The 22,007-nt window shown below is 55.1% G+C and carries 18 protein-coding genes and 1 tRNA gene; 16 read left to right on the forward strand and 3 right to left on the reverse strand.

The genetic code is table 11. From position 1 onward, the window contains the following. The 5 genes from TMES_RS23415 to TMES_RS15890 form a co-directional block, all read left to right on the forward strand. The coding region (locus tag TMES_RS23415) for a beta strand repeat-containing protein (RefSeq protein ID WP_211275935.1) at positions 1-2,349 on the forward strand (2,349 nt) is incomplete at its 5' end. A 203-nt stretch (positions 2,350-2,552) separates the two neighbouring features. Next, the gene (locus tag TMES_RS15875; protein WP_158091249.1) at positions 2,553-4,115 is read left to right on the forward strand and encodes a TolC family protein; all 1,563 of its coding nucleotides are present in this window, start codon (positions 2,553-2,555) and stop codon (positions 4,113-4,115) included. 59 nt (positions 4,116-4,174) lie between these two features. Then, positions 4,175-5,047 (forward strand): efflux RND transporter periplasmic adaptor subunit, encoded by an 873-nt coding sequence (locus TMES_RS15880; RefSeq protein WP_158091250.1) that lies wholly within the window; start codon positions 4,175-4,177, stop codon positions 5,045-5,047. Next, positions 5,044-6,387 carry an efflux RND transporter periplasmic adaptor subunit gene (locus TMES_RS15885; RefSeq protein WP_085584318.1) on the forward strand — a complete coding sequence of 448 codons (1,344 nt, stop codon included), beginning with the start codon at positions 5,044-5,046 and terminating at the stop codon, positions 6,385-6,387. The genes TMES_RS15880 and TMES_RS15885 overlap by 4 nt, the downstream gene beginning before the upstream one ends. A gap of 9 nt (positions 6,388-6,396) precedes the next feature. Beyond that, the gene (locus TMES_RS15890) at positions 6,397-8,517 is read left to right on the forward strand and encodes a site-2 protease family protein (protein WP_085584320.1); all 2,121 of its coding nucleotides are present in this window, start codon (positions 6,397-6,399) and stop codon (positions 8,515-8,517) included. Between the two features lie 150 nt (positions 8,518-8,667). Here the strand turns inward: TMES_RS15890 and TMES_RS15895 are convergent. Together TMES_RS15895 and TMES_RS15900 are read right to left on the reverse strand one after the other, a co-directional pair. After that, positions 8,668-8,743, reverse strand: a tRNA-Ala gene (locus TMES_RS15895). A gap of 109 nt (positions 8,744-8,852) precedes the next feature. Then, positions 8,853-9,155 carry an FYDLN acid domain-containing protein gene (locus TMES_RS15900; protein WP_085584322.1) on the reverse strand — a complete coding sequence of 101 codons (303 nt, stop codon included), beginning with the start codon at positions 9,153-9,155 and terminating at the stop codon, positions 8,853-8,855. A 397-nt stretch (positions 9,156-9,552) separates the two neighbouring features. Between TMES_RS15900 and aroA the strand changes: the two genes are divergently transcribed. From aroA to pyrF, 8 genes are all read left to right on the forward strand, one after another. Then, complete coding sequence (gene aroA, locus TMES_RS15905; RefSeq protein ID WP_085584324.1) at positions 9,553-10,899, forward strand: 3-phosphoshikimate 1-carboxyvinyltransferase; 1,347 nt, start codon at positions 9,553-9,555, stop codon at positions 10,897-10,899. A 96-nt stretch (positions 10,900-10,995) separates the two neighbouring features. Next, positions 10,996-11,640, forward strand: coding sequence for a (d)CMP kinase (gene cmk / locus TMES_RS15910; protein ID WP_085584326.1), 645 nt, complete (start codon positions 10,996-10,998; stop codon positions 11,638-11,640). Positions 11,641-11,851: 211 nt separating this feature from the next. Beyond that, the gene (gene rpsA / locus TMES_RS15915) at positions 11,852-13,555 is read left to right on the forward strand and encodes a 30S ribosomal protein S1 (protein ID WP_085584328.1); all 1,704 of its coding nucleotides are present in this window, start codon (positions 11,852-11,854) and stop codon (positions 13,553-13,555) included. Between the two features lie 172 nt (positions 13,556-13,727). After that, positions 13,728-13,877: a hypothetical protein gene (locus TMES_RS22810; protein WP_158091251.1), complete on the forward strand. Its 150-nt coding sequence runs from the start codon at positions 13,728-13,730 to the stop codon at positions 13,875-13,877. A 6-nt stretch (positions 13,878-13,883) separates the two neighbouring features. Further along, a complete protein-coding gene (sppA, locus tag TMES_RS15920; protein WP_085584330.1) occupies positions 13,884-14,795 on the forward strand; it encodes a signal peptide peptidase SppA in 912 nt (303 codons plus the stop codon). A 48-nt stretch (positions 14,796-14,843) separates the two neighbouring features. Continuing rightward, on the forward strand, positions 14,844-15,149 hold the full coding sequence (gene ihfB / locus TMES_RS15925; RefSeq protein WP_256376729.1) for an integration host factor subunit beta: 306 nt from the start codon (positions 14,844-14,846) through the stop codon (positions 15,147-15,149). A gap of 544 nt (positions 15,150-15,693) precedes the next feature. Further along, the gene (locus TMES_RS15930) at positions 15,694-16,080 is read left to right on the forward strand and encodes a lipopolysaccharide assembly protein LapA domain-containing protein (RefSeq protein WP_085584334.1); all 387 of its coding nucleotides are present in this window, start codon (positions 15,694-15,696) and stop codon (positions 16,078-16,080) included. A 398-nt stretch (positions 16,081-16,478) separates the two neighbouring features. Then, complete coding sequence (gene pyrF / locus TMES_RS15940; RefSeq protein WP_085584337.1) at positions 16,479-17,210, forward strand: orotidine-5'-phosphate decarboxylase; 732 nt, start codon at positions 16,479-16,481, stop codon at positions 17,208-17,210. Between the two features lie 43 nt (positions 17,211-17,253). Here pyrF and TMES_RS15945 read toward each other — a convergent pair whose 3' ends face one another. After that, positions 17,254-18,318 (reverse strand): LacI family DNA-binding transcriptional regulator, encoded by a 1,065-nt coding sequence (locus TMES_RS15945; RefSeq protein ID WP_085584339.1) that lies wholly within the window; start codon positions 18,316-18,318, stop codon positions 17,254-17,256. 120 nt (positions 18,319-18,438) lie between these two features. Here TMES_RS15945 and TMES_RS15950 point away from each other — a divergent pair, with 120 nt between their 5' ends. From TMES_RS15950 to TMES_RS15960, 3 genes are all read left to right on the forward strand, one after another. Further along, positions 18,439-19,647 carry a phytanoyl-CoA dioxygenase family protein gene (locus tag TMES_RS15950; protein WP_211275936.1) on the forward strand — a complete coding sequence of 403 codons (1,209 nt, stop codon included), beginning with the start codon at positions 18,439-18,441 and terminating at the stop codon, positions 19,645-19,647. A gap of 48 nt (positions 19,648-19,695) precedes the next feature. Next, a complete protein-coding gene (locus TMES_RS15955) occupies positions 19,696-20,481 on the forward strand; it encodes an SDR family oxidoreductase (RefSeq protein WP_085584341.1) in 786 nt (261 codons plus the stop codon). A 241-nt stretch (positions 20,482-20,722) separates the two neighbouring features. Further along, positions 20,723-21,931, forward strand: coding sequence for an MFS transporter (locus TMES_RS15960; protein WP_085584572.1), 1,209 nt, complete (start codon positions 20,723-20,725; stop codon positions 21,929-21,931). The last annotated feature ends 76 nt before the right edge of the window (positions 21,932-22,007 follow it).

Here is a 22,007-nt window from a genome sequence, read left to right on the forward strand (position 1 = left end):
CATTACAGCCAGCCCGGTGGGGAAACCGATACCTTCAAGGCGGTACGGATTGATACATTGCCCGCCAGTGGCACGCTGACCCTGAACGGGACGGTGGTTACCGCCGGTCAGGTGGTTGCGCTTGGCGACATCACCGATGGCAAGCTGGTTTATACCCCGGCGGAGAATGTGAATGGCGATAATACCGCCAGCTTTACTTTCTCGGTTCAGGATAGCCGTGACGGGTTTGATACGACGCCGAACAAGATCACCGTTAATGTGACACCGGTGAATGATGCACCGGTTTTGTCAGGGACCGGTGAGACACCGGCAATGGTAATCAATGATGACGGATCTGGCACCACCGGAACGGCAGCCCTTGCCAGTGGTGTGAGCGTTTCGGACGTCGATATTACCAGCGATGGGGATGTCAGCAGCTATGGTGGCGGATCGATCACGGTCAGCTTTACCGATGGCTACCAGGCCGGTGACCGCTTGAGCATTAATGGCGGCACGCTTGCCGGCATGACAGGGGTAACTGGCGGCAACGGATCGTCGCTGGTGATTGCGCTGGCAGATGATGCGACGTCGTCCCAGGTGAAGGCAATTATCGAAGCTATTCGCTATGGCAGCGTTGATGCAGATCCGACGGCGGGCAAAACCGACTCTACCCGGGCTTATTCGATTGTTTTGAATGATGGTGACAATAACGCCGATGGCGGAACAATTGATGGCACGAATGATGCCGGTGGACCTGCCAGCCTGAATTCCGCGGCATTGACCGGCACCATTTCCTTTCGCTATCCGCCAACCGCGACTGACGATACGGTCACGGTGTCCAAGCAAACCACGACCGGCACAGGCAATGTCAAAACCAATGACAATGACCCGGAACATACTGCAGATCCGACCCACGAAGATGATTTCAGCCTGTCACAGGTGAACGGCGATAGCGGTAATGTCGGCAAGACCCTTACCGGGACCTATGGCACGATCACTATTAATGCCGATGGCAGCTATAGCTATCAGCTTGATACGACCAATTCTGCTGTGGTTCAGCAATTGCCCGGTGATGCTGATCTGACGGAAAGCTTCACCTATCAGATTACCGATAATGATGGTCAGACGGATAGTGCCACAGTTCATATCAAGATTGTGGGCGATAACCTTCCGCCAGAAGCCACGGATAACAGCAATGCTGTCAAGGTCGGGACCACTGAAACGGCAACTGGCAATGTGATTACGGACAATAATGGCAACGGTGTTGACAGGAATGCCGAAAATACCAGCCAAACCCTGTCGGTAGTGGGCATTAACGGAGCGACCGGTAATATCGGGACATCCATTGCCGGTACCTATGGCACGATCCGCGTGAATGCGGATGGCACTTATAGCTACGTTTTGAATACGTCGAACAGTGCGGTCCGGAACCTGCCGGTTGGGCAGACCCTGATCGAGACCTTTACCTATACATTGTCCGATGGCATCGACACCGATGTTGCGACGGTAAAAATTACGATCAACGGGCCAAATGCATCGCATCCGCCAACCCCGCCGTCACCGCCCCTTCCGACCCCGACAGATCCGGGGCCGGGTGAGACACCGGGAACCCCCGATCCGGGGCCGGGGGGGTATCCGGGGCCGTCAAACGACAGCTATACCCAGATTGTGAACACGTTTGGGTCTGGCGTTGATTTCCATTCGCCTTTGACCAATCCGGTACGCCTGACGCTGGAGTTGCAGGACCGCGTGGCAACGGCCACAGGTATTCAGCTGTTCCCGTTACCGGCAACCGCGTTCCAGCATACAGATCCGACGGAAACACTCGATATTGACGCGTCTCAGCCGGACGGTTCACCGCTGCCTTCATTTGTGAATTTTAATTCGCAAAACATGGTGTTTATCGTTGATGGCGATGCTGCACGGCTGGCCGGGGTGAAAAGCCTGGATATTCGTGTGTCAGGCCGTGACACCCACGGTAATGAAGCAACAACAACCTTCACCATTTTGTTTTCGGATCGCAATGCAGCCGCACCTGACGAGGGTGGCGGTGATGGTGAGGGTGACGGTGACGGGAAAAACCAGAATGGTGACGGCGAAAAGGACGGGGCACCGGCCAGAACCGATGGAGCCGGAGGAAAGGGCGACGGCAAGGATAATAGTAATGACCAGGGCGAAGGTGCAGCACAAAGCGATGGTCGTGCCGCGGGCCCGACAGATGCGCGTGACGAGCAGGCTGGTCTTGCAGCGAAAGAAGGCATGTTAAGCCGCATTGCCGTAAATGCGCAGGCCATGAATTACGGACGACACGCCATTCTGGCGGAACGTGAAGCCTTGCTGGCAGATTTTGCAGCCCTGTTCAGAGGATAGGCCGGGGCACAGAAAGAGAAGATTTTGTCCAGAAGCCGTGCGGCGGCTTTTGGCGGGGCGAGAGTGGAAAACCAGGGGCCGTAAATGGCGACCTTAGAAGGGGGATCTTTTGACACAGGTGGTATTGGCCACTTCCGGATGGCTGATGGGTGTGTTGGAAGGCGAGCTTCTTTTAAGGGGGAAAGAAGTAAATGGTTACGGGTATGAGAATTACAAAAAAGACAATGGGCGTAAAATTTGCCAATAACACCTTGCCGGTTCTGGCAGCAATTCTGTTTCTGAGTGGCTGTGCTGTGAATATGGAGCCGATCGGCGATGCTGATCTGGCCGCAGCGGCAAAAAATGATATGGCTTTAATCAAGTCATCTGTGCCGCCGGTCATGGGTCCGCTGACTTTGTCTGAAGCGATTGCCCGTGCGCTGAAATACAATTTGGCTAACCGGGTCAAAATTATGGAATCCGCGCTGGCGACAAAAAACTTCGATTTGGCCAAGCTCGACATGATGCCGCTTTTTAAGGCTGATGGTGGTTATAGCGCACGCACCAGCAAAAATGCGACCAACAGCCGTGACTATAGAACCGATATTGAATCAAATTCCTATTCCTATTCCGATGATCCACAGCATTGGGATGGCAATCTGCGGTTCAGCTTTAATGTTCTGGATTTTGGCGTCAGCTATTTGCAGGCAAAGCAGGAAGCTGACCGGGCCGTGATTGCCATGCATGCGCGCACCAAATCGATGGCGCGGCTGATTCAGGAAGTGCGAACATCGTTCTGGCGGGTGGTTTTGCTTGAGCGTGTATCTCCGGCGGTTGATGAATTGCTGGCGCGGGCTGACCAGTCGATGAGCGATCTGGAAACGGCCCGTACCGAGGGCTTGCGTCCCCCCCTGGCTGTTCTGGAAGACAAGCGTGCTTTGATTGAAATCATTCAACAGCTTGAAACTATGCAACAATCCATCGGTGCTGCCCGCATTGATCTGGCGTCATTGATCAATGCGCCATCAGAAGAAAAATTGCAGTTAAAAGTATCCAGCGATTTTCCGCCATTGCCGCAAACTCAGCCCGATTTCGACCAGCTGGAGCTGTATGCGCTCGTTCATTCGTCCGACTATACCGACGAAATTTATAATCTGCGGATTGCCAGGAATGAATCGCGCAAGGCTATTGCCCGGTTGTTCCCCTCGCTTGAAGGGTTTGGGTCGTTCAATGCCGACACCAACCATTTCCTTGCCAACCGGTCCTGGTACGAAGCCGGTGCGCGTGTGTCGTGGAACCTGTTTAACCTGTTGCGGGTTGGTGATATTAACGAAACCAACGATGCCCGTCGCAACATGACAGTGGCGCGGCGGATGGCGGCAAATATGGCGGTAATCACCACGGTACACGTATCGTGGCAGGAATATGTTAATGCCAATGCTCGCCTTAGCCAGGCCAAAAAAATTGATGAAATTGACAAGGAAATTTCACATCTGACAGATGAGTCGGTGGCAACGGATGCGGCCACGGGCATGGAACGGGTCAGAAGTGAAATCCGGGCGTTGCGCTCGGCGGTTGCCCGTGTGCTGGCCTATTCCGATGCACAGGATGCCTATGGTCGTTTCCTGTTCAGTCTGGGGTTGGTACCTGATGTGACATCGTCTTTGAATGCGCCTGAAGATGTCCTTGCGGCGGTAATCAAGAAATCGCTTGATAAATGGGAAGGGGGCGATTTGCCGGTGATTGAAAATATCGGCACCGTTCCTGATTTCATCGATGAGAAATAACATGTTGAATGTCCGGCCTTGCTGTAGAAGCCTCGCAAGGATCGGCCAGGATTTGTAAAGTGATTAGTGTGAAGACGGGAATTTTCGGCGTGATTCTGGCAGCATCGATGGTGTTGTCGCAACCGGTATGGTCGCAAGGGGCAGGAAATGGCAACATGGATCTGCCGTCCATGATGCATGTGCTCATGCCTGATTCGGCTGGGAATTTCCCTGATACATCCCGGGACGGTTTTCAGGCGTCGGTTCGGGCCAAGATCCGGCCCGTGCAACATGCGGTTTTGTCTGCGCCATTGTCTGCGACGCTGATGACGCTGGGGGCGCGGGAAGGCAGCCGGGTTAAAAAGGGTGACAAGCTGATGAAATTTGACTGCACCCCGCTGGAGGCGCAGTTGATTGTATCGCAAACACGCAAAAAAGCCGCTTTGACCAAACTTGATGTCAATGAACGGCTGGAAAAGATCCACAATGTCAGCAAGCTGGAGCTGTCGTTAAGCCGGTCTGAAGTTGAACTGACAGAAGCCGACATCAAGGGCATTCGTGCGCAATTGGCACAATGTTCGGTTGATGCGCCATTTTCCGGCGTGGTCACCCAGCAACTGGTACAGGCACGGGAATTTGTTCGTGCGGGTGACCCTGTGATGCGGCTGGTCAATATCGATGACCTGGAAATCGAAATGGTGGTGCCTTCCAGCCTGCTGATACGGCTGCATAAGGGGGATCATTTTGATCTGCATGTTGATGAACTGAACCGTAACATTGCATCGACCATAAAATATGTGGTGCGCGAAGTGGACCCGGTAAGCCAGACGGTGCGCGTGATTGGCACGCCGGTTAAACCCGATGAAGATTTGCTGCCAGGCATGAGCGGTAATGTCAGTTTTGATTTTGATCAGCAACCGCCTGTCCCAGCCATGCCGGTTACCCCGGAATGACACTACAGGATAATGCTGCGGGCGCGCGCGGGCTTGCCAATCTTTTATTGTTGCAAGATCGCATCCGTGATGCCGATAGCCGGGCCGCACTGGGGGCCATAGTGGTTAATGATAGCCGGATCATTGTGCCCTATGACATTGCGGTATGCTGGCAGGGGGAGCGTGGGCGCGGTGATATTCTGGCGGTATCGAACTTGCCGGAACCTGAACGGCAATCGGCCTTCACATTGTGGAGCAAAAAGCTGTGTGCATATCTGTCGCGCGCGCGCCATGCCATGCCAGCCCGCATCACGGTTGAGGATATCGATAAAAGTCTTCAGGTCGATTGGCCGCATTATCTGCCCGCCCATTCATTATGGTTGCCATTAATGGCACCGGGTGGGCACGAACTTGGCGGGATGTTGTTGTCGCGGCCCAAACCGTGGCAGGATGAAGAATTGCGCGTGCTGGAACGTTTGGCAAAAAGCATGGCTTTTTCGCTGGAATTTTTGATGCGTCGTCGCCGCAAGCGCAATCTGTTTCGCAGCCGTAAACGTTTTTTGCTTGCGGGTGTGGCAATAGCCGCAATTGCGGCAGCCATGTTTATCAAGGTGCCTCTGACGGTTCTGGTCCCGGCCGAGGTCGTGCCGCTGAACCCCTATATTGTGCGCGCACCGTTGCGCGGTGTTGTCGAAACAATGGATGTTGATGCCAACCAGATGGTCACGGCAGGTGACAGTCTGGTGCATATGGATGCGACCCAGCTTAAGACGGATCTTGCAGTGGCACGCCAGGAATATGAAATCGCCATTGCCGAATATCGCCGCAGCCAGCAAGCCGCCAGTTCGGACCGTGAATCATCAAGTCAGATGCAGGTTTTGCTGTCACGCGTGCATCAGAAAAATGCCGAGCTGGAATATATCACCGGCCAGTTGGAGCGCGCGGACATCAAGGCCCCGCGAGATGGCATTGTAATTTTGCCCGGGCGGACCGAAATGGCCGGGTTGCCTGTGTCGCAAGGCGAACGCCTGATGGTGCTGGCAGACCCGAAATCGGTGGAAATGGAGCTGTGGTTACCGGTCAAAGACCGGATCCCGCTGCATGATGCCAACCGGGTGGTTCTGTTTTTGAATGTCGAACCCGACCATCCCTATGAGGCGACGATGCGGCTGATTGATTTTCAGGCCAAAAACTCGCCGGCGGGGGTTTTGTCGTTTCGGGCGCGATCAGGGTTTGTGGGCAAGGAACGCCCGCGTGTGGGATTGCGCGGTGTTGCCAAGATATATGGTGACGACGTGCCGCTCTATGTCATGCTGTTTCGCCGTCCCTGGTCGGCGATCCGGCCCTGGCTGGAACTGTAGGGGCAAATTATGGCCGCGCCTGCTGTGTCCTTTGGCCAACCTGGCCCCCAACAAGACCCTCCCCCGGTTTTGCGCCGCGACCTTGATATTGTTCCGGGCGAACCCGAACGGAATGGGCGTCCGGTCTATATTCTGCATGATGCGGCTGCGGGGCGGCATTTTCAACTTGATCCGGTCACGGTAGATTTGTTGCCACTTATCGATGGTCGCCCGGCGGACAAAATTTCCCAACTGGCAGAAAAGTTTCTGGGCCATACCGTATCGGTTGAGGAAATAACCCGCTTGTTTGGCTTTTTACGTGCCCATAATCTGGTGCTGTGTGATGATGTGCAGCATGGCCGCCACAAAGCTCAGCTTAAAATGAAGCCGGGTTTTGCCGCCAAGCTGGTCAAATCCTATATTTCATTTCGTTTGCCACTGTTAACGCCTGACCTGTTTTTAAATCGCACCATTGGTTATGTCCGCTGGCTGGCATCCTCGCCAATGGTGTTTTTACATGTCTGTGCGGCCCTGGCAGGTATCTATCTGGTGTCGCGTCAGCCCGATGTGTTCTTGCATACCCTGCGCGGTTTTTTATCGTTTGAAGGCATTGTTGCCTATGGCCTTGCCGTTACGGCGGTTAAATCCGTACACGAGCTTTCACACGCCTATACGGCCAAGGCGCACGGCCTGCGCGTGCCGGTGATTGGCGTGGCCTTTATCGTATTCTGGCCGGTTTTATATACCGACACCACCGATGCCTGGCGACTGCCCAGCCGACGTGACCGGCTGGAAATCGGGGCCGCCGGGGTGCTGTGCGAACTGGTGATTGCCGCCTGGTCGATGCTGTTGTGGAACCTGTTTCCCGACGGGCCGATCGGGTCGATCCTGTTTTTGTTTGGCACCAGCACCTGGGTGCTGAGTCTGTTTGTTAATCTCAATCCGCTGATGCGCTATGACGGCTATTATCTGTTTTCCGATCTGGTGCGCGAACGAAACCTCGAATCGCGCGCTCATGCGGTATGCCGCTGGAAATTGCGCGAAGTGGTTCTGGGGCTTGGCGCGGTTCCCCCCGAAAAACCAACCCTTTTGTTGATGGTGTTCGGGTTTTCCATCTGGGTATACCGCTTGCTGTTGTTTTTCGGGATCGCACTGGCGGTTTACCATCTGTTTTTCAAAACACTGGGGATCGCCCTGTTTCTGGTGGAGATCTATTTTTTCATCGCCCGCCCGATCATAAAGGAAATCGTTGTGTGGTTTTCATTTGGCAAATTGCTGAAATTCAATTTTGCGCTGATGCGATCCCTTCTTGTGCTGGGCTTGTTTCTGGTCTGGCTTTTGGTCCCGTGGCAGGGGGAAGTCAGCGCGCCGGCGGTTTTAACCCTGACTTACAATACCGTTTACGCGCCAATGGCGGCGCGGGTGGAAAATGTAACGGTAAAAACCGGGCAGATGGTGAAAAAAGGCGATGTTATTGCGCACCTGCAATCGCCCGAACTGGACGAACGGATCGAAGTCGCCGAACTGAAACGCGCCGAACTGGCATGGGAAAATGCCAGTATTGGCGTTGATGCCTTGCGCCAGAACCGGGCATTGGTGCTTGCCAGCCAGTTTGCCACCCAGGAACGGGTTTTGCGCGGCCAGCAGGCGCAACAACAGCGCCTGGTGCTGCGTGCGCCTGTGTCGGGCAAAGTCGTTGATATGAACGACACGATCAATCAGGGGGCCTGGATTGGCGCGGATGAACCGGTTTTATCGGTGGTCGAGGACGGCGCCGAAGTTATTGCCTATCTTGATGAGCTTTCCCTGCCCCGAATCGAACCGGGTGCCAGCGCGACCTTTTATTCCGAAGATGGCGTTATGCAGTCGATACAGGCAAGCGTTTCACGCATTGATGCCACCGGCGTGACTAATTTAACCGAACCTTATATGCGCTCACAAAATGGCGGGCCGATTGAAACCGTGGAACAGCCTGATAAAAGTTTTGTACCAGGGCGCGCGATTTATCGCGTGATCCTGAAAAACACCACCGGTGCCAGTGTGCCCAGTGCCGTGCGCGGCAAAGTGATTATTACCGCCCGCCCCGAAAGCCAGTTTAGCAAACTGTCGCGCCGGATGGTGTCGCTATTGCAGCGTGAAAGCCAGCTTTAGGCCAGACAAGCGCAAGGTGGTTTAATCCCAAGACTGATTGCAGTGAGGATGTGGGAATAGTTTTGTGGGCGCGGCGAAGACCGTATGTGTGTTCGTTTTTCCAGACCCCGGATACAACAAAACCCGTCGCTTTAGGCAACGGGTTTTGAATGGTGGAGCCGATCAGGATCGAACTGACGACCTCTACAATGCCATTGTAGCGCTCTCCCAACTGAGCTACGGCCCCACAATCGTTCGGGATAGTCCGCGCTGCAATTTCCAAGTGTTTGTCCGTTGCAGCGCGGGGATATTTAGAAGGTTAGGTGACGGTTGGCAAGACCTAATTTCAAAAAAAATTAGCGGTCTTCGTCGTTATTTTCGACATGTTCTAGTACCTCGCCGAGATCGTCATCGTCCTCGCCCAGATCAGAGGCGTCTTCGAGAAGATCGTCGTCGATATCGGTATCGACATCATCGTCGAGATCCGAAACATCTTCGATGTCGTCGTCCTGCTTTTTCGGTTTTGCCGCGGCCACCCGTTTGGGTTTGACGATCCCGTCTGCCGTGCCACATTTCGGGCAGACAACCGGTGTCCGGTTCAGGTCATAATATTTGGTGCCACATGCAAGGCAGTGACGTTTCTTACCGCGGGCTGACATTACGGTAGACCCTCTTTAATACCAATTTTTTACAAAAGTGGGACGAAGGACTACGCCCTTCAATCTGAACGGCCCAATTGCCATCTTGTTACAGCCTTGTCAAAAGGAAATTGCACCTGTTTTAACAATGCGGGCCATCGTGATTATCCACAGGCTGTTATGGGGCGATTTGTACGCGGTTAAATCCCAAGGGTGCTGGCCTGTTATGCATTCTGTATGCTAGAAAACGACCACAGGCGATTTTGCGTATTTTTACCCGGTTTTCACCGGGTCATTTTCGTGCAAATTGCCATTTTGGAAGTTTCTTTTATCAATTTTTATCAATAAGGTCCGGTTCCGGTATCGATCAAGGTCTCGCCCCGGCGGTCCGGTTCGCAGCAAAATACAGGCAGTTCAGATGAGTTCAGCGCAAATCAAACGTCCCTTGCAATCAGCCAGATGCGGTGCCCTTGCGGGCGATGTGCGCGTGCCGGGTGATAAATCGATTTCGCATCGGTCCCTGATGTTTGGTGGCCTGGCCGAAGGCGAAACCCGCATTAACGGCCTGCTTGAAGGCGAAGACGTGCTGGCAACGGCTGATGCCATGCGCAAGCTGGGCGCGACCGTCACCCGCGACGAGGACGGCACATGGCATGTGCGCGGTGTGGGTGTTGGTGCGCTGCGCGAACCCGATTCCGTGATTGATATGGGTAATGCCGGAACGGGGATTCGTTTGTTGGCCGGGATTGTGGCGACCCACCCGATCACCACGTTTTTTACCGGCGATGCGTCTTTATGCAAACGCCCGATGGGCCGCGTTGCCGACCCGCTGGCCGAATTTGGCGCAAAGTTCATTACCCGTGACCGCGGCCGCCCGCCAATGGCGGTGATTGGCACCGATGAAGCCCTTCCGGTGACCTACACCCTGCCGATGGCATCGGCCCAGGTAAAATCGGCTGTTTTGCTGGCCGGGTTAAACACGGCGGGCACCACCACCGTGATCGAGCCTAAACCGTCCCGCGATCATACCGAACGCATGTTGCGCCATTTTGGCGTCGATGTGGATGTACAGATCAATGATGATGGCGGCCGCACCGTGAGCCTGACTGGCCCGTGCCAGATGACAGCGGCCGATATTGTGGTGCCGACAGACCCGTCTTCGGCGGCGTTTCCGCTGGTGGCGGCGTTGATCCATCCCGAATCGAACGTCACGATTCGCGATGTGTGCCTGAACCCGCTGCGCATTGGCCTGATCACCACCCTGATCGAGATGGGCGGCGATATTACGATTACCAATGAACGCGAAGAAGCCGGGGAAACCATTGGCGATCTGGTTGTTACCGGTAAAAACCGCCTGAAGGGCATTGTGGTTCCGGGCGAACGTGCGCCCTCCATGATCGATGAATACCCGGTTTTGGCGGTGGCGGCGGCCTATGCCGAGGGCGAAACCCGGATGTGTGACCTTGAAGAATTGCGCGTCAAGGAATCGGACCGGTTGGCGGCGGTGGCGGCTGGTTTGGCGGCAAACGGCATTATTCACCGCATCGAAGGTGACGATTTGATTGTGACGGGCGGGGTTGTGCGGGGCGGCGGTATGGTGGAAACCCATCTGGATCACCGCATCGCCATGGCGTTTCTGGTCTTGGGGCTTGGTGCGGAGCAACCGGTAATGGTTGACGATGCGGCCCCGATTGCGACAAGCTTTCCGATCTTTGAACAACTGATGGCGGATTTGGGGACAAATTTTGCCCCGGTAAAATCCTGACCATCGGGCTGTGACGGTTGAGGGCGGTTTTGCCGGTGTTTTTTGGCAGGGTCGGCTTTGTTTTTGTCATTATAAAAATCGGGATCGGAAACACGCATGATCATTGCTATTGATGGGCCGGCAGCATCCGGCAAGGGAACTTTGGCCCGCCGAGTCGCTGCCGCTATGGACTATGCCTATCTTGATACCGGCCTTTTATACCGGGCAACCGGGGCAAAGGTGCTGGCAATGGGGGGCGATCCCGATGACGCCGCCGTGGCGGTTGACGCGGCGGAAAAACTGCAGCCCAAAGACCTTGAAAACGAAAATTTGCGCGGCGAAGAAGTTGGCAATGCGGCATCACGGGTCGCGGCAATCCCGCAGGTTCGTGCGGTGTTGCTGGACTTTCAACGCCAGCTTGCAAAGACCCCGCCCGAGAATAAGCACGGGGCGGTTTTGGACGGGCGCGACATTGGTACGGTGGTGTGCCCCGAGGCCCCGATAAAGTTTTATTTGACCGCCAGCGTGACCGAACGGGCAAACCGACGGTTCAAACAGTTGCAGGAAAAAAATCCCGCTGCTATATACGAGCGCGTTCTCAACGAGCTTGAAGAACGGGACGCTCGCGACAGTGCCCGCGATGTTGCACCGCTGAAGATGGCAGACCACGCGATCCATATTGATACGGACCGTTTGAATGCCGACGCAGTGTACAACGCCGTTATGGCGCATATCCGCACCCATATGGGAACGGATGACTGATCGGGGGCTGTTTCAAACCGTCAGGCGATAGAACAAGGCTATAAGGTGAACGACCCTGTCGTTCGCCTTTTCGTGCATGTGAAATCCATTGGATTTGGCATGTGCCAGCCTGTTACACCGCTTGGCAAAACCCGCCGTGATTTTACGGCAAGACCATCGGATACAACCGATTGGCCGGAATAGTGTCGATACTCGAAAGGAAGTCTGCTTAATGGCAACCGCTGAAGAAGCACAATTTACCACCGGCGAAAGCTTCGCCGATCTGCTGGCCGAAACCCTTGGTTCTGAAGACGAGGGATTTGTTGGCCGCGTGATGACCGGTACGGTCGTCAAGAAAACCGACGATGATGCCATCGTTGACGTTGGTTTGAAATCTGAAGGCCGCGTACCGCTGAAAGAATTTGGTGCTGGTGAAGTCAGCATCGGTGACACCGTTGACGTTTACGTTGACCGTTACGAAAACAAGGACGGCCTGATCGTCCTGTCGCGTGAAAAAGCCCGTCGTGAAGAAGCCTGGGTCGAGCTGGAAAAACAGTTCAACGAAGGCAAGCGCGTCGATGGTACCATTTTCGGTCGCGTCAAGGGTGGTTTCACTGTTGATCTGTCAGGCGCCGTGGCATTCCTGCCGGGCAGCCAGGTTGACATCCGTCCGGTCCGTGACGTTACCCCCTTGATGAACAACCCGCAGCCGTTCCAGATCCTGAAAATGGATCGTTCGCGCGGTAACATCGTGGTGTCGCGTCGTGCGGTTCTTGAAGAAACCCGTGCAGAACAGCGTGCCGAGCTGATCCAGAACCTCCAGGAAGGTCAGGTTCTTGATGGCGTGGTTAAAAACATCACCGATTACGGCGCATTCGTCGATCTCGGCGGCGTTGACGGCCTGCTGCACGTTACCGACATCGCCTGGAAGCGTATCAACCATCCGTCTGAAGCTCTTCAGATCGGCCAGACCGTCAAGGTTCAGGTTATCCGCTTCAACAGCGAAACCCAGCGTATTTCGCTTGGTATGAAACAGCTTGAAGCTGATCCGTGGGAAGGTGTCGAAGCCAAATACCCGGTCGGTTCCAAGTTTGAAGGCCGCGTTACCAACATCACCGATTACGGCGCATTCGTTGAGCTCGAAGCCGGTGTTGAAGGCCTGGTCCACGTTTCTGAAATGTCCTGGACCAAGAAAAATATCCACCCGGGCAAGATCGTTTCGACCTCGCAGGAAGTCGAAGTTATGGTCCTGGATGTTGACAGCCAGAAACGCCGCATTTCGCTTGGTCTCAAGCAGTGCACGTCCAATCCGTGGGATGCTTTCCTTGCCGCTCATCCGGTTGGCTCGGAAATCGAAGGCGAAGTCAAGAACATCACCGAATTCGGTCTGTTCATTGGCTTGCTCGGCGGTATCGACGGTATGGCTCACCTGTCCGATCTCTCGTGGGATCGTCCGGGCGAAGAAGTCATCAAGGAATACAAGAAGGCCGACGTCGTCAAAGCCAAGGTTCTTGACGTTGATGTTGAAAAAGAACGTATCTCGCTGGGCATCAAACAGCTCAACGAAGATCCGTTCAAAGAAGCAGCTTCGGGCCTCAAGCGCGGCGAAACTGTTACCTGCGAAATCACCGAAACCAATGACGGCGGCATCGAAGTTTCCGTTGGCGACGGCGATCTCAAGGGCTTCATCCGCAAGGCTGAACTCGCACGTGATCGTTCGGACCAGCGTCCGGAACGTTTCGCTGTTGGCGAAAAGATCGACGCACGTGTCATCTCGGTTGATCGTAACTCGCGTAAGGTTTCTCTCTCGGTCAAGGCTCTTGAAGTCGCTGACGAGAAGAAAGCAATGGCGGATTACGGTTCGGCTGACAGCGGCGCATCGCTTGGGGATATCCTCGGTGAAGCCCTGCGTAAAAAACAGCAGGACGCTGAATAAGCATCCAACGCTGAATAACTTGCCCTTCGGGGCGCAGAACGGGTCGTGCTTTGCACGGCCCGTTTTTGTTTGTGCGCAATATGATACGATGTGACGTAACGTATTGTGCTGAGCTGTATGTTTGCGTCGTCATCGCGCGAATTGTTGCCGGGTTTATGGATCAAACCGGGGCATGGCGGCGTTAACTGCTGTGGTTATCGCGCCCTTATATGTGGTTATCGGCGAAAATTATGCGCAGGCTGCTTTTTCTGCTTGCCAAGCGGGTGCAGAGAAACCATTTGAAAAGGCACAGTTTTTGTTTTTCTTTCAGTCAGGTAAGTAAACTTCAATGGCCCTTGATGCCGATTTCATTCTTGACCGTCGCCGTCTGAAAAAATCGATCTTGCGGTGGCGCGTTCTGGCCGTTGTGGCAATCCTGATCGCGATTGTGGCGGGGCTTGCGCGAAGCGGCGTGTTTGCCGGGGGTTTTGGGCCCTATATCGCCGAAGTCACGGTAGAGGGCGTTATTGCCTCCGACCCGTTGATGCTGGCTGCCCTGGACAAGCTGGAGCATGACAAGGACGCCGTGGGCGTGATTGTCCATATCGACAGCCCCGGTGGCACCATGGTCGGCGGCGAGGAACTTTATGAAGCCTTGCGCCGGATTGGTAAAACCCGGCCAATTGTTGCCGAAATGGGCACGGTTGCCGCATCGGGCGGATATATGACTGCGATCGCGGCGGATCACATTATTGCCCATCGCGGCACGGTGACCGGATCGATCGGGGTTATTTTTCAGTCGATGAATGTGACAGCGGCCCTTGAAAAGCTGGGTGTCGAACCCGTTACAATTAAAAGTGCGCCGCTCAAGGCATCGCCAAATCCGTTCGAACCGACAACAGAAGAAGCCCGTAACGTTATGAAAGGCCTGATTTCTGACATGTTTAACGTGTTTGTCAGCATGGTTGCAGAACGTCGCGATATGACTGTCGAGCAGGTAACGACGCTGGCCGATGGCCGGGTTTATACCGGGCGGCAGGCTGTTGAAAACGGTTTGATTGACGAGATCGGCGGACGACGCGAGGCTCTGCACTGGTTGGAACAGAAAAAAGGCATCGCAGCGGATACGCCGGTTGTGCCCATGGAGGTTGAAGATCCTGACAGCTCGATCATCATGGATCTGTTTAAGGGCAGTATCGGAAATATGCTGTCATCTGAGGGGCTTAAACTTGACGGGTTGCTAACTGTCTGGCACCCTTAAAGAAAGCGCCGACTTTCCAAGCGTGAACCAAAGGTTGATACCCAACAACTGCGTAACCGAACTGGATGGGGCTTGAATATGACGAAATCAGAACTGATCGCCCGGTTGGCCGAATTGAACCCGCACCTTTACCAGCGGGACGTTGAGCGGATTGTCGCCACCATTTTCGACGAGATCACCGAAGCGCTGGCGCGCGGTGACCGGGTCGAATTGCGTGGTTTTGGCGCTTTTTCGGTTAAGGATCGTGAATCGCGTGTCGGGCGCAACCCGCGCACTGGCGAGGCCGTCCCCGTGAGCGAGAAAAAAGTGCCCTATTTCAAAACCGGTAAACAGCTGCGCGAACGGTTGAACTAAAACCGGCTTTAGGCACAAAGTCCGGAAAGGGGGCGCGCCCGTTTTTAACAAACGGGCCGTGCCAACGTCGTCCTGCCTTGTTTTTTGTTTGGCAATGGCCGGGGGCCGGGCGGCTTCTTTGCGGGTTGGCTTTTTGCTTTGGTGTGAACGACTCGTGCGAGTTTGCGGCACCGTAAGGGGGGATTCTCCGTAAAAATCCGCTGCCGCGCATATTGGCCGGTCTGGCCTAGGCCTTGTTTGCTTTGTTTGTCTCGTCTGTTTCTGGTTCCGGGGTTTGTGCCGTCCTGGTTCTGACTGGTCCGGGTTCGGACGGAGGACGGGCCTGAAACGGGTTACCTTACCCTCAGCGATTAACCAAACCGGGGGCCGAGGCCTGTGCCATTGTTGCGCACGGGATGTAATTTCCCCGGCGGTCGGCAAACATGCCGCCCGTCTTTAGGGGCGATATGATGATATAAAGAACCGGTCAGATTGCCGGTTGCGATGCCGGGCTGGTCTGCCACAGGGCAGAACGACGTCCGACATCGGAAAGCAGGAGGTTGCGTTGCGCGTTCTTTACTGGATCATTGCCATTCCGTTGATGATTCTGATCATTGTTTTTGCGGTTGCCAATCGTCAGGCATCCACCCTGTCATTGTGGCCGCTGCCCTTTGAAATGGACCTGCCGCTTTTTGTGCCGGTTCTGGGCGCGCTGTTGCTGGGGTTACTGATCGGTTTGTTGTTTGAATGGTTACTGACCGGCAAACATCGCCGGGCCAATCGCAAAATGGCCTCGGAACTGGCCCGTATTCGCCGTGCGCAGGAAGCTGCGCGCGAAGAAGAACGCGCCGCCATTGCCAGCCAGAAATCACCGGGCTTGCCGCCTGCGGTAAATGCACAATCGACAGCAGACAAAACCAATATGGCCCCGGTTCAACCTGCCGGGGTGTGATCTGCCCCCTTGGGTGGGGCGATAAACCACAGGGTTTTCGCAGGGCGATCAAAAACGAATCGAAGGCGGTTTGCTCTCACAGGCAACCGTCTTTTTTCGTTCGGGCCGATTTTGTGCCATGGGCAGGGCCAAAAGGAATGGTTTTTAAGTGCCGAATCGACTAAAGCCTGTGTCACCCGATGCGAGCGACGTGCCGGTGGGCCGGTTTTCATGCTTTGTCGGGGTTCGTTTGGTCAGTTTTTGGTCGCAGGGCGCATCTTTTGTTAAAGATGTGCCGTTTTGTGCGCCCGGATGTCGCCATTGGGCCCTGCCTTATGCCGTGACCGTAAAAGTTCACACCCGCATTTCCGGCATCATCGCCATCGGCCAAACAACATGTTAGCCAACCGGAGGATGCCATGACCGCCCAGAATTCACAGATTGCTGCGAAGGACCGCATTTTTTGCGCCGTCGATACCACCGATCTGGATCATGCGATTGATCTGGCCAAAAAGTTATCGGCTGTTATTGGCGGGGTGAAACTGGGCAAAGAGTTTTTTGCCGCCCATGGCCCACAGGGTGTGCGTGCCGTTGCTGCCATGGGCATGCCGGTTTTTCTTGATGTCAAATATCACGACATTCCCAACACGGTTGCCGGGGCCATTCGCGCGGTTACGCCGCTTGGCCTTAAAATGGTTAATGTACATGCCGCGGGCGGGCGCGAAATGATGAAACGCGCCGGTGAAGCCGCGCGCGAAGCCGCCGACAAAGCCGGTGTTGCCGCGCCCTGGGTGATTGCCGTAACGATTTTAACCAGTCTGGATCAAAACGACCTCGACGAGATCGGTTTGCGTGGCCCGCTTAGCGAACGGGTGGTGAAAATGGCCGAACTGAGCCAAAAATCCGGTCTGGATGGTGTTGTCTGCTCCGCTCAGGAAATTGAACCGGTGCGTGCCGCCTGCGGCCCCGATTTTAAACTGATCACGCCTGGTATTCGCCCGGCATGGGCCAGCAGTGATGACCAGAAACGCATCGTTACCCCGCATGATGCCGTTGCCCGTGGATCGGATATTTTAGTAATTGGCCGCCCGATTACCAGGGCCGATGACCCTGTTGCTGCCGCACAGCGCATTGTTGCCGAACTGTCCTGATCCCAAGGTACCAGCGAAATGACACTGATAACGCAGGCCCGCATCAGTTGATGCGGGCCTGTTTTGTAATAAAGGCCGGAATATTGGCGGGGGTAATAATGTGAATGTCGCTGGGTGGAGCAATGGCGGTTTTGGGCAACAAGCGGTGCCATGCCATGACATGATGGCAGGCGGTGCGCATGTCCTGTCGTAAATCATGGTGCAATACGGCACTAAGCTGACCTTGTTGTAACAGGGTAATGTTTTCCAAATCCAGATCATGGGCGATATAGACCGGGGGGGATAAGCCATGATCGGCCAGTGTTTGCAAAATCGCCCGGTTGCCGCCGCCCATTGAATAGACGGCTTGAATATTTCGGCAATCCTCAATCATGCTTTCGATGCGTCGGGCGGTATCGCTATCAAGCCCGGCCCCGCCACTGGCATCCATAATGGGTCGGGTGGGGGCCAGTTTGGCCATTGCGGTCACAAAGCCTGCCTTGCGCGATTCTTCGCCGCGAAAACGCGCGTCGCTCATCGTCATCAGAACCGGGCCGGTTTCGGTATTGGATGCCAACGCCGATGGCAAAAAATGATGGATCAGATAGGCCGCCGTTTCGCCCGCCGCCCGGTTATTGGCCCCGGCATAGGCCACATGCGCGGCGTCGGGAATGTCGGTGAAAATGGTGATAACGGGAATGTTGCGCGCACTCAGCTCGGCCATGGCGGCGCGAATATCGGGCTGGTCCTGCGCCTTTAGCAACACACCTTGACTGCCGCGTTTGCCGATACGGTCCAGAATGGCAACAATATCGCCCGGTCGCATGCGTTCCTGCATCATGTAACGCGGGCGGATAATGGCGGGGTGCAGGCTGGGAAGCTCGGCCTCCAGCGCGTGGCGAATTTCGCGGCTAAAGCGCGTTGGCGCTTCGACCACCACATCAATAAACAGCCGCCGTCCCCGCGCGGCCAACTGGCCTTCCTGCGATGTCAGTTCATCAATCGCATCGCGAACCCGGCGCTGCGATTGCGCGCTGACATTGGCGCGCTTGTTTAACACGCGGTCGATCGTTGCGGTGCCAAGCCCGGACTGGCGGGCAATTTCCTTGATCGGGAAGCGATGGGTCATGGAACCTCCATTGATGTATTTTTGATAGATTCCAAACCTCAACGCAAAGCATTTTCGCATTAGCATCCTTGTCATTGGCGGGCATGCATAACGACCCGCCGCGACCTGGAGGAAACAGCGATGACCCAAGTGGAACAAATGCGCCGCCAAATTGCGGACCCGCACCCGGTTGCGGGCTATTACCGTGAAACGGACTGTAAAACCGACGATTTGTTAGCCTTGCTGGCACGTAAAACCGTTGCCCGTGAGGTTCCCCATGCCAGCGACATTGTTAAAAACGTGCCGGTTTATGCGGGCGATATGCTGCGCGACGTGCAAGGCGACCCGCAAGCACGCCACGCGATAATGGCGGAATGGGCGCGCGTGATGATGGAAGGGGCCGGGGTTTTGGTGATTGCCGGGGCCTACGACGATGGGACCGTGATTGATGCGGCAACCGCCGAATATGTGGGCATTATCGCCGATGAAAAGGCCGCAAATGGCACTGCAGCCGACCATTTTGCCACGGCAGGTGCCAATGACCGGATCTGGAATTCGTTACAAAAACTCTGTTTGCGCGCGCCCGGTGTTTTTGCCCGTTATTTTGGCAACCCGGTAATTGATATGGTATGCGAAGCATGGCTGGGGCCAAATTACCAGATGACAGCACAGGTTAATCTGGTGCGGCCGGGCGGGCAGGCGCAACAGGTGCATCGCGATTATCATCTGGGGTTTCAAACCGTGGAGGAATGCGAAAAATATCCGTCCCATGTCCATCATTTGTCGCCGGTATTAACCTTGCAGGGGGCGGTGGCCCATTGTGACATGCCCGTTGAAAGCGGGCCGACATTGTTGTTGCCGTTTTCGCAAAGCTACCCCGAAGGGTATCTGGCGTGGCGACGCCAGGATTTTCGCGATGTGTTTAACGCCCGCCATATTCAGTTGCCGTTAAAAAAGGGCGATGCGCTGTTTTTTAATCCGGCTTTGTTTCACGCGGCGGGCACCAATTTTAGTGCCGATATTCAACGCATGGCAAATTTGCTTCAGGTATCCTCGGCCTATGGCCGCGCGATGGAGGCGATTGATCGCACCGCCATGTGCCGCGCACTTTATCCGGTTTTATTGCGTGATATGCAGTCGGTGGGCATGGCGCAAAACATGCTTGATGCTGCCATTGCGGCCTGTGCCGAAGGCTATGCGTTTCCCACCAACCTTGATACCGATCCGCCGGTGGGCGGGCTGGCACCCGAAACGCAAAACTGGCTGTTTCATCGTGCGCTGGCCGAAAATATGACCGCCGCACAGTTTGAAAATGCGCTGACGACCCTGCAGGCGCGCCAGAATCCCTGATTTTCAGGAGCTGTTGACCGGTTTTAAATCAGGAAAAGGATGATGTGCATGAAACGTCATGAACAAAGCTGTGCGGTTATTATTGGTGGCACACAGGGGTTGGGCTTTGCCGTGGGTAAACGTCTGATCGCAGAAGGCTGCACCAAAATGGTGATTGCCGGGCGCAACCCGCAACGCGGCGAAGAAGCCGCCCAAAACCTTGCTGCCCTTAATGGTGCCGATGTGGCCTTTGTCGCAACCGACCTTGCCAACCCTGACGCCTGTATCGGGCTGATTGACGGGGCAGTAAAGCGCATGGGGCGGGTGAATGTTCTGTTAAATGCCGGGGCATCAACCGAACGCGGATCGTTGTGTGACGCCACCCCGGCCCAGTTTGATGACATGATGGCAATTAACGCGCGTGGGCCGTTTTTTGCCATGCAGGCCTTTGCCAATCATGCCATTGCCGGTGACTACGCGGCATCGTGTGTCAATATTCTAAGTATGTCGCAATATTGCGGACAGTCGTTTTTGGCACCCTATGCCGCATCCAAGGCAGCCCTTGCCACGCTGACCAAAAATGCGGCCCAGGCGTTGCGAAGCAAACATTTGCGATTTAACGGTATTGCGTGCGGCTGGATGGATACACCGGGCGAAGATGCCATTCAGCGTCGTTATCACGGGGCGGGGGATGACTGGCTGGCAAAGGCCGAAGCCGCCCAACCGTTTGGCAAACTGGTGAAACCCGATGAAGTGGCCGGGCTGGCGGCGTATTTATTGACTGCCGAATCGGGTGTGATGACCGGGGCGATCATTGATTATGATCAGTATGTTTGCGGCGCGTATCCTGAATAAGCGCGGTGCCGGTTGCCTTAAAGCAGGTAAACAGGGCCGGGAATTGATCCATCGGCCGGCCGGATTTTGATATTTGCCAAACGCGCATAGATTCTATGCATAGAAAGCGATAGTTCGCAGCACTCTTTGCAGGCAATTTTGAATCGGTTCAGAGGTTTTCTGAATGTGCGGTGCCCGCAATTTGCGCGGCACCGCCTTTTTGGTTTTCAGCCGGTTTAGTCGGCAATGTATTGGGTGTTCGATGTCATCAACTGAGTTCCGCCAGGGATTTTTTGCCCGCCTGCCGATTTTGGCATTGGCGATGGCCTCGTTTGGCATCGGCACGACCGAATTTGTCATTATGGGGCTTTTGCCCGATGTGGCCGCCGATCTGGGAGTCAGCATCCCCAGTGCCGGGCTTTTGGTGACCGGCTATGCGTTGGGCGTTACCTTTGGTTCGCCATTTTTGGCCATTGCCACGGCAAAAATGGAACGCAGGCGGGTGTTGCTGTTTTTGGTGTTGTTGTTTCTGGTCGGCAACACATTATGTGCCATTGCGCCCAACTATGCCTTGTTGATGGTCGCGCGCGTAATTACCGCGTTGGGCCATGGGGCGTTTTTTGGGTTGGGCTCTGTCGTGGCTGCCGGGTTGGTTGCACCCCATAAACGGGTACAGGCCGTGGCCCTGATGTTTTCCGGTCTGACATTGGCCAATGTTTTGGGCGTGCCATTTGGCACCGCGTTGGGGCAGGCCTTTGGCTGGCGCTCCACCTTCTGGGCGGTGGTGGCCATTGGCATGGTTGCCTTTGCTGCTCTTTATATCTTTGTCCCGCGTAACATAAAGGCTGAAGGTAGCAGCCTTTTGGCCGAGGCCCGTGCGCTGGGCAAGGTGCAGGTTATTCTGGCAATGTCGTTAAGTGTTCTGGCATCGGCCAGCCTGTTTAGCGTCTTTACCTATATCACCCCGATTCTCACCCAGGTAACCGGCGTTTCGGCGCAAAATGTCACACTGGTTCTGTTGCTGTTTGGCGTTGGTTTGACGGTGGGGAACTTCGTTGGTGGCCGTTTGGGCGACTGGCGTTTAATGCCCGCCATTATCGTCACTTTCATCGCCCTTGTGCTGGTCTTGATGACGCTGACCGAAACGATTTATCAGGTTTGGCCAGCGATTGTGTCGATCTTTATCTGGGGGGTGGTGATGTTTGCCCTGGTGTCGCCGTTGCAAATTCGGGTGGTGAACGAGGCAACCGGGGCACCGAACCTGGCATCCACCCTTAATCAGGGGGCGTTCAATCTTGGCAATGCCGCCGGGGCGTGGTTGGGCGGCTTGGCGATTACTGCGGGTGTAAGCTATGCGCAAATCCCGTGGATCGGCGCGATCATTGCGGTTGCCGGGCTGGCGGTTGCTGTTCTGTCTTATGTGCTGGAACGTAAAACCGCAATCGGGGCTGAAACGCCGATGGGGGCGTAAGCCGGTTAATCGTATTTTTCCGGCAATCAGTACCACCAAAAACGGCCCGCGCTTTATGTGTGCGGGCCGTTTTGCT

Origin of the sequence: Thalassospira mesophila (genome assembly GCF_002115755.1) — a bacterium.
Lineage (GTDB): Bacteria > Pseudomonadota > Alphaproteobacteria > Rhodospirillales > Thalassospiraceae > Thalassospira > Thalassospira mesophila.

What these genes read in the sequence shown, in the direction of transcription:
- TMES_RS15875 (WP_158091249.1), top strand. Translation starts at nt 2,553, where the DNA reads ATGAGAATTACAAAAAAGACAATGGGCGTAAAATTTGCCAATAACACC.
- TMES_RS15885 (WP_085584318.1), top strand. Translation starts at nt 5,044, where the DNA reads ATGACACTACAGGATAATGCTGCGGGCGCGCGCGGGCTTGCCAATCTT.
- TMES_RS15890 (WP_085584320.1), top strand. Translation starts at nt 6,397, where the DNA reads ATGGCCGCGCCTGCTGTGTCCTTTGGCCAACCTGGCCCCCAACAAGAC.
- TMES_RS15900 (WP_085584322.1), bottom strand. Translation starts at nt 9,155, where the DNA reads ATGTCAGCCCGCGGTAAGAAACGTCACTGCCTTGCATGTGGCACCAAA.
- aroA (WP_085584324.1), top strand. Translation starts at nt 9,553, where the DNA reads ATGAGTTCAGCGCAAATCAAACGTCCCTTGCAATCAGCCAGATGCGGT.
- cmk (WP_085584326.1), top strand. Translation starts at nt 10,996, where the DNA reads ATGATCATTGCTATTGATGGGCCGGCAGCATCCGGCAAGGGAACTTTG.
- rpsA (WP_085584328.1), top strand. Translation starts at nt 11,852, where the DNA reads ATGGCAACCGCTGAAGAAGCACAATTTACCACCGGCGAAAGCTTCGCC.
- TMES_RS22810 (WP_158091251.1), top strand. Translation starts at nt 13,728, where the DNA reads ATGGCGGCGTTAACTGCTGTGGTTATCGCGCCCTTATATGTGGTTATC.
- sppA (WP_085584330.1), top strand. Translation starts at nt 13,884, where the DNA reads ATGGCCCTTGATGCCGATTTCATTCTTGACCGTCGCCGTCTGAAAAAA.
- pyrF (WP_085584337.1), top strand. Translation starts at nt 16,479, where the DNA reads ATGACCGCCCAGAATTCACAGATTGCTGCGAAGGACCGCATTTTTTGC.
- TMES_RS15945 (WP_085584339.1), bottom strand. Translation starts at nt 18,318, where the DNA reads ATGACCCATCGCTTCCCGATCAAGGAAATTGCCCGCCAGTCCGGGCTT.
- TMES_RS15950 (WP_211275936.1), top strand. Translation starts at nt 18,439, where the DNA reads ATGACCCAAGTGGAACAAATGCGCCGCCAAATTGCGGACCCGCACCCG.
- TMES_RS15955 (WP_085584341.1), top strand. Translation starts at nt 19,696, where the DNA reads ATGAAACGTCATGAACAAAGCTGTGCGGTTATTATTGGTGGCACACAG.
- TMES_RS15960 (WP_085584572.1), top strand. Translation starts at nt 20,723, where the DNA reads ATGTCATCAACTGAGTTCCGCCAGGGATTTTTTGCCCGCCTGCCGATT.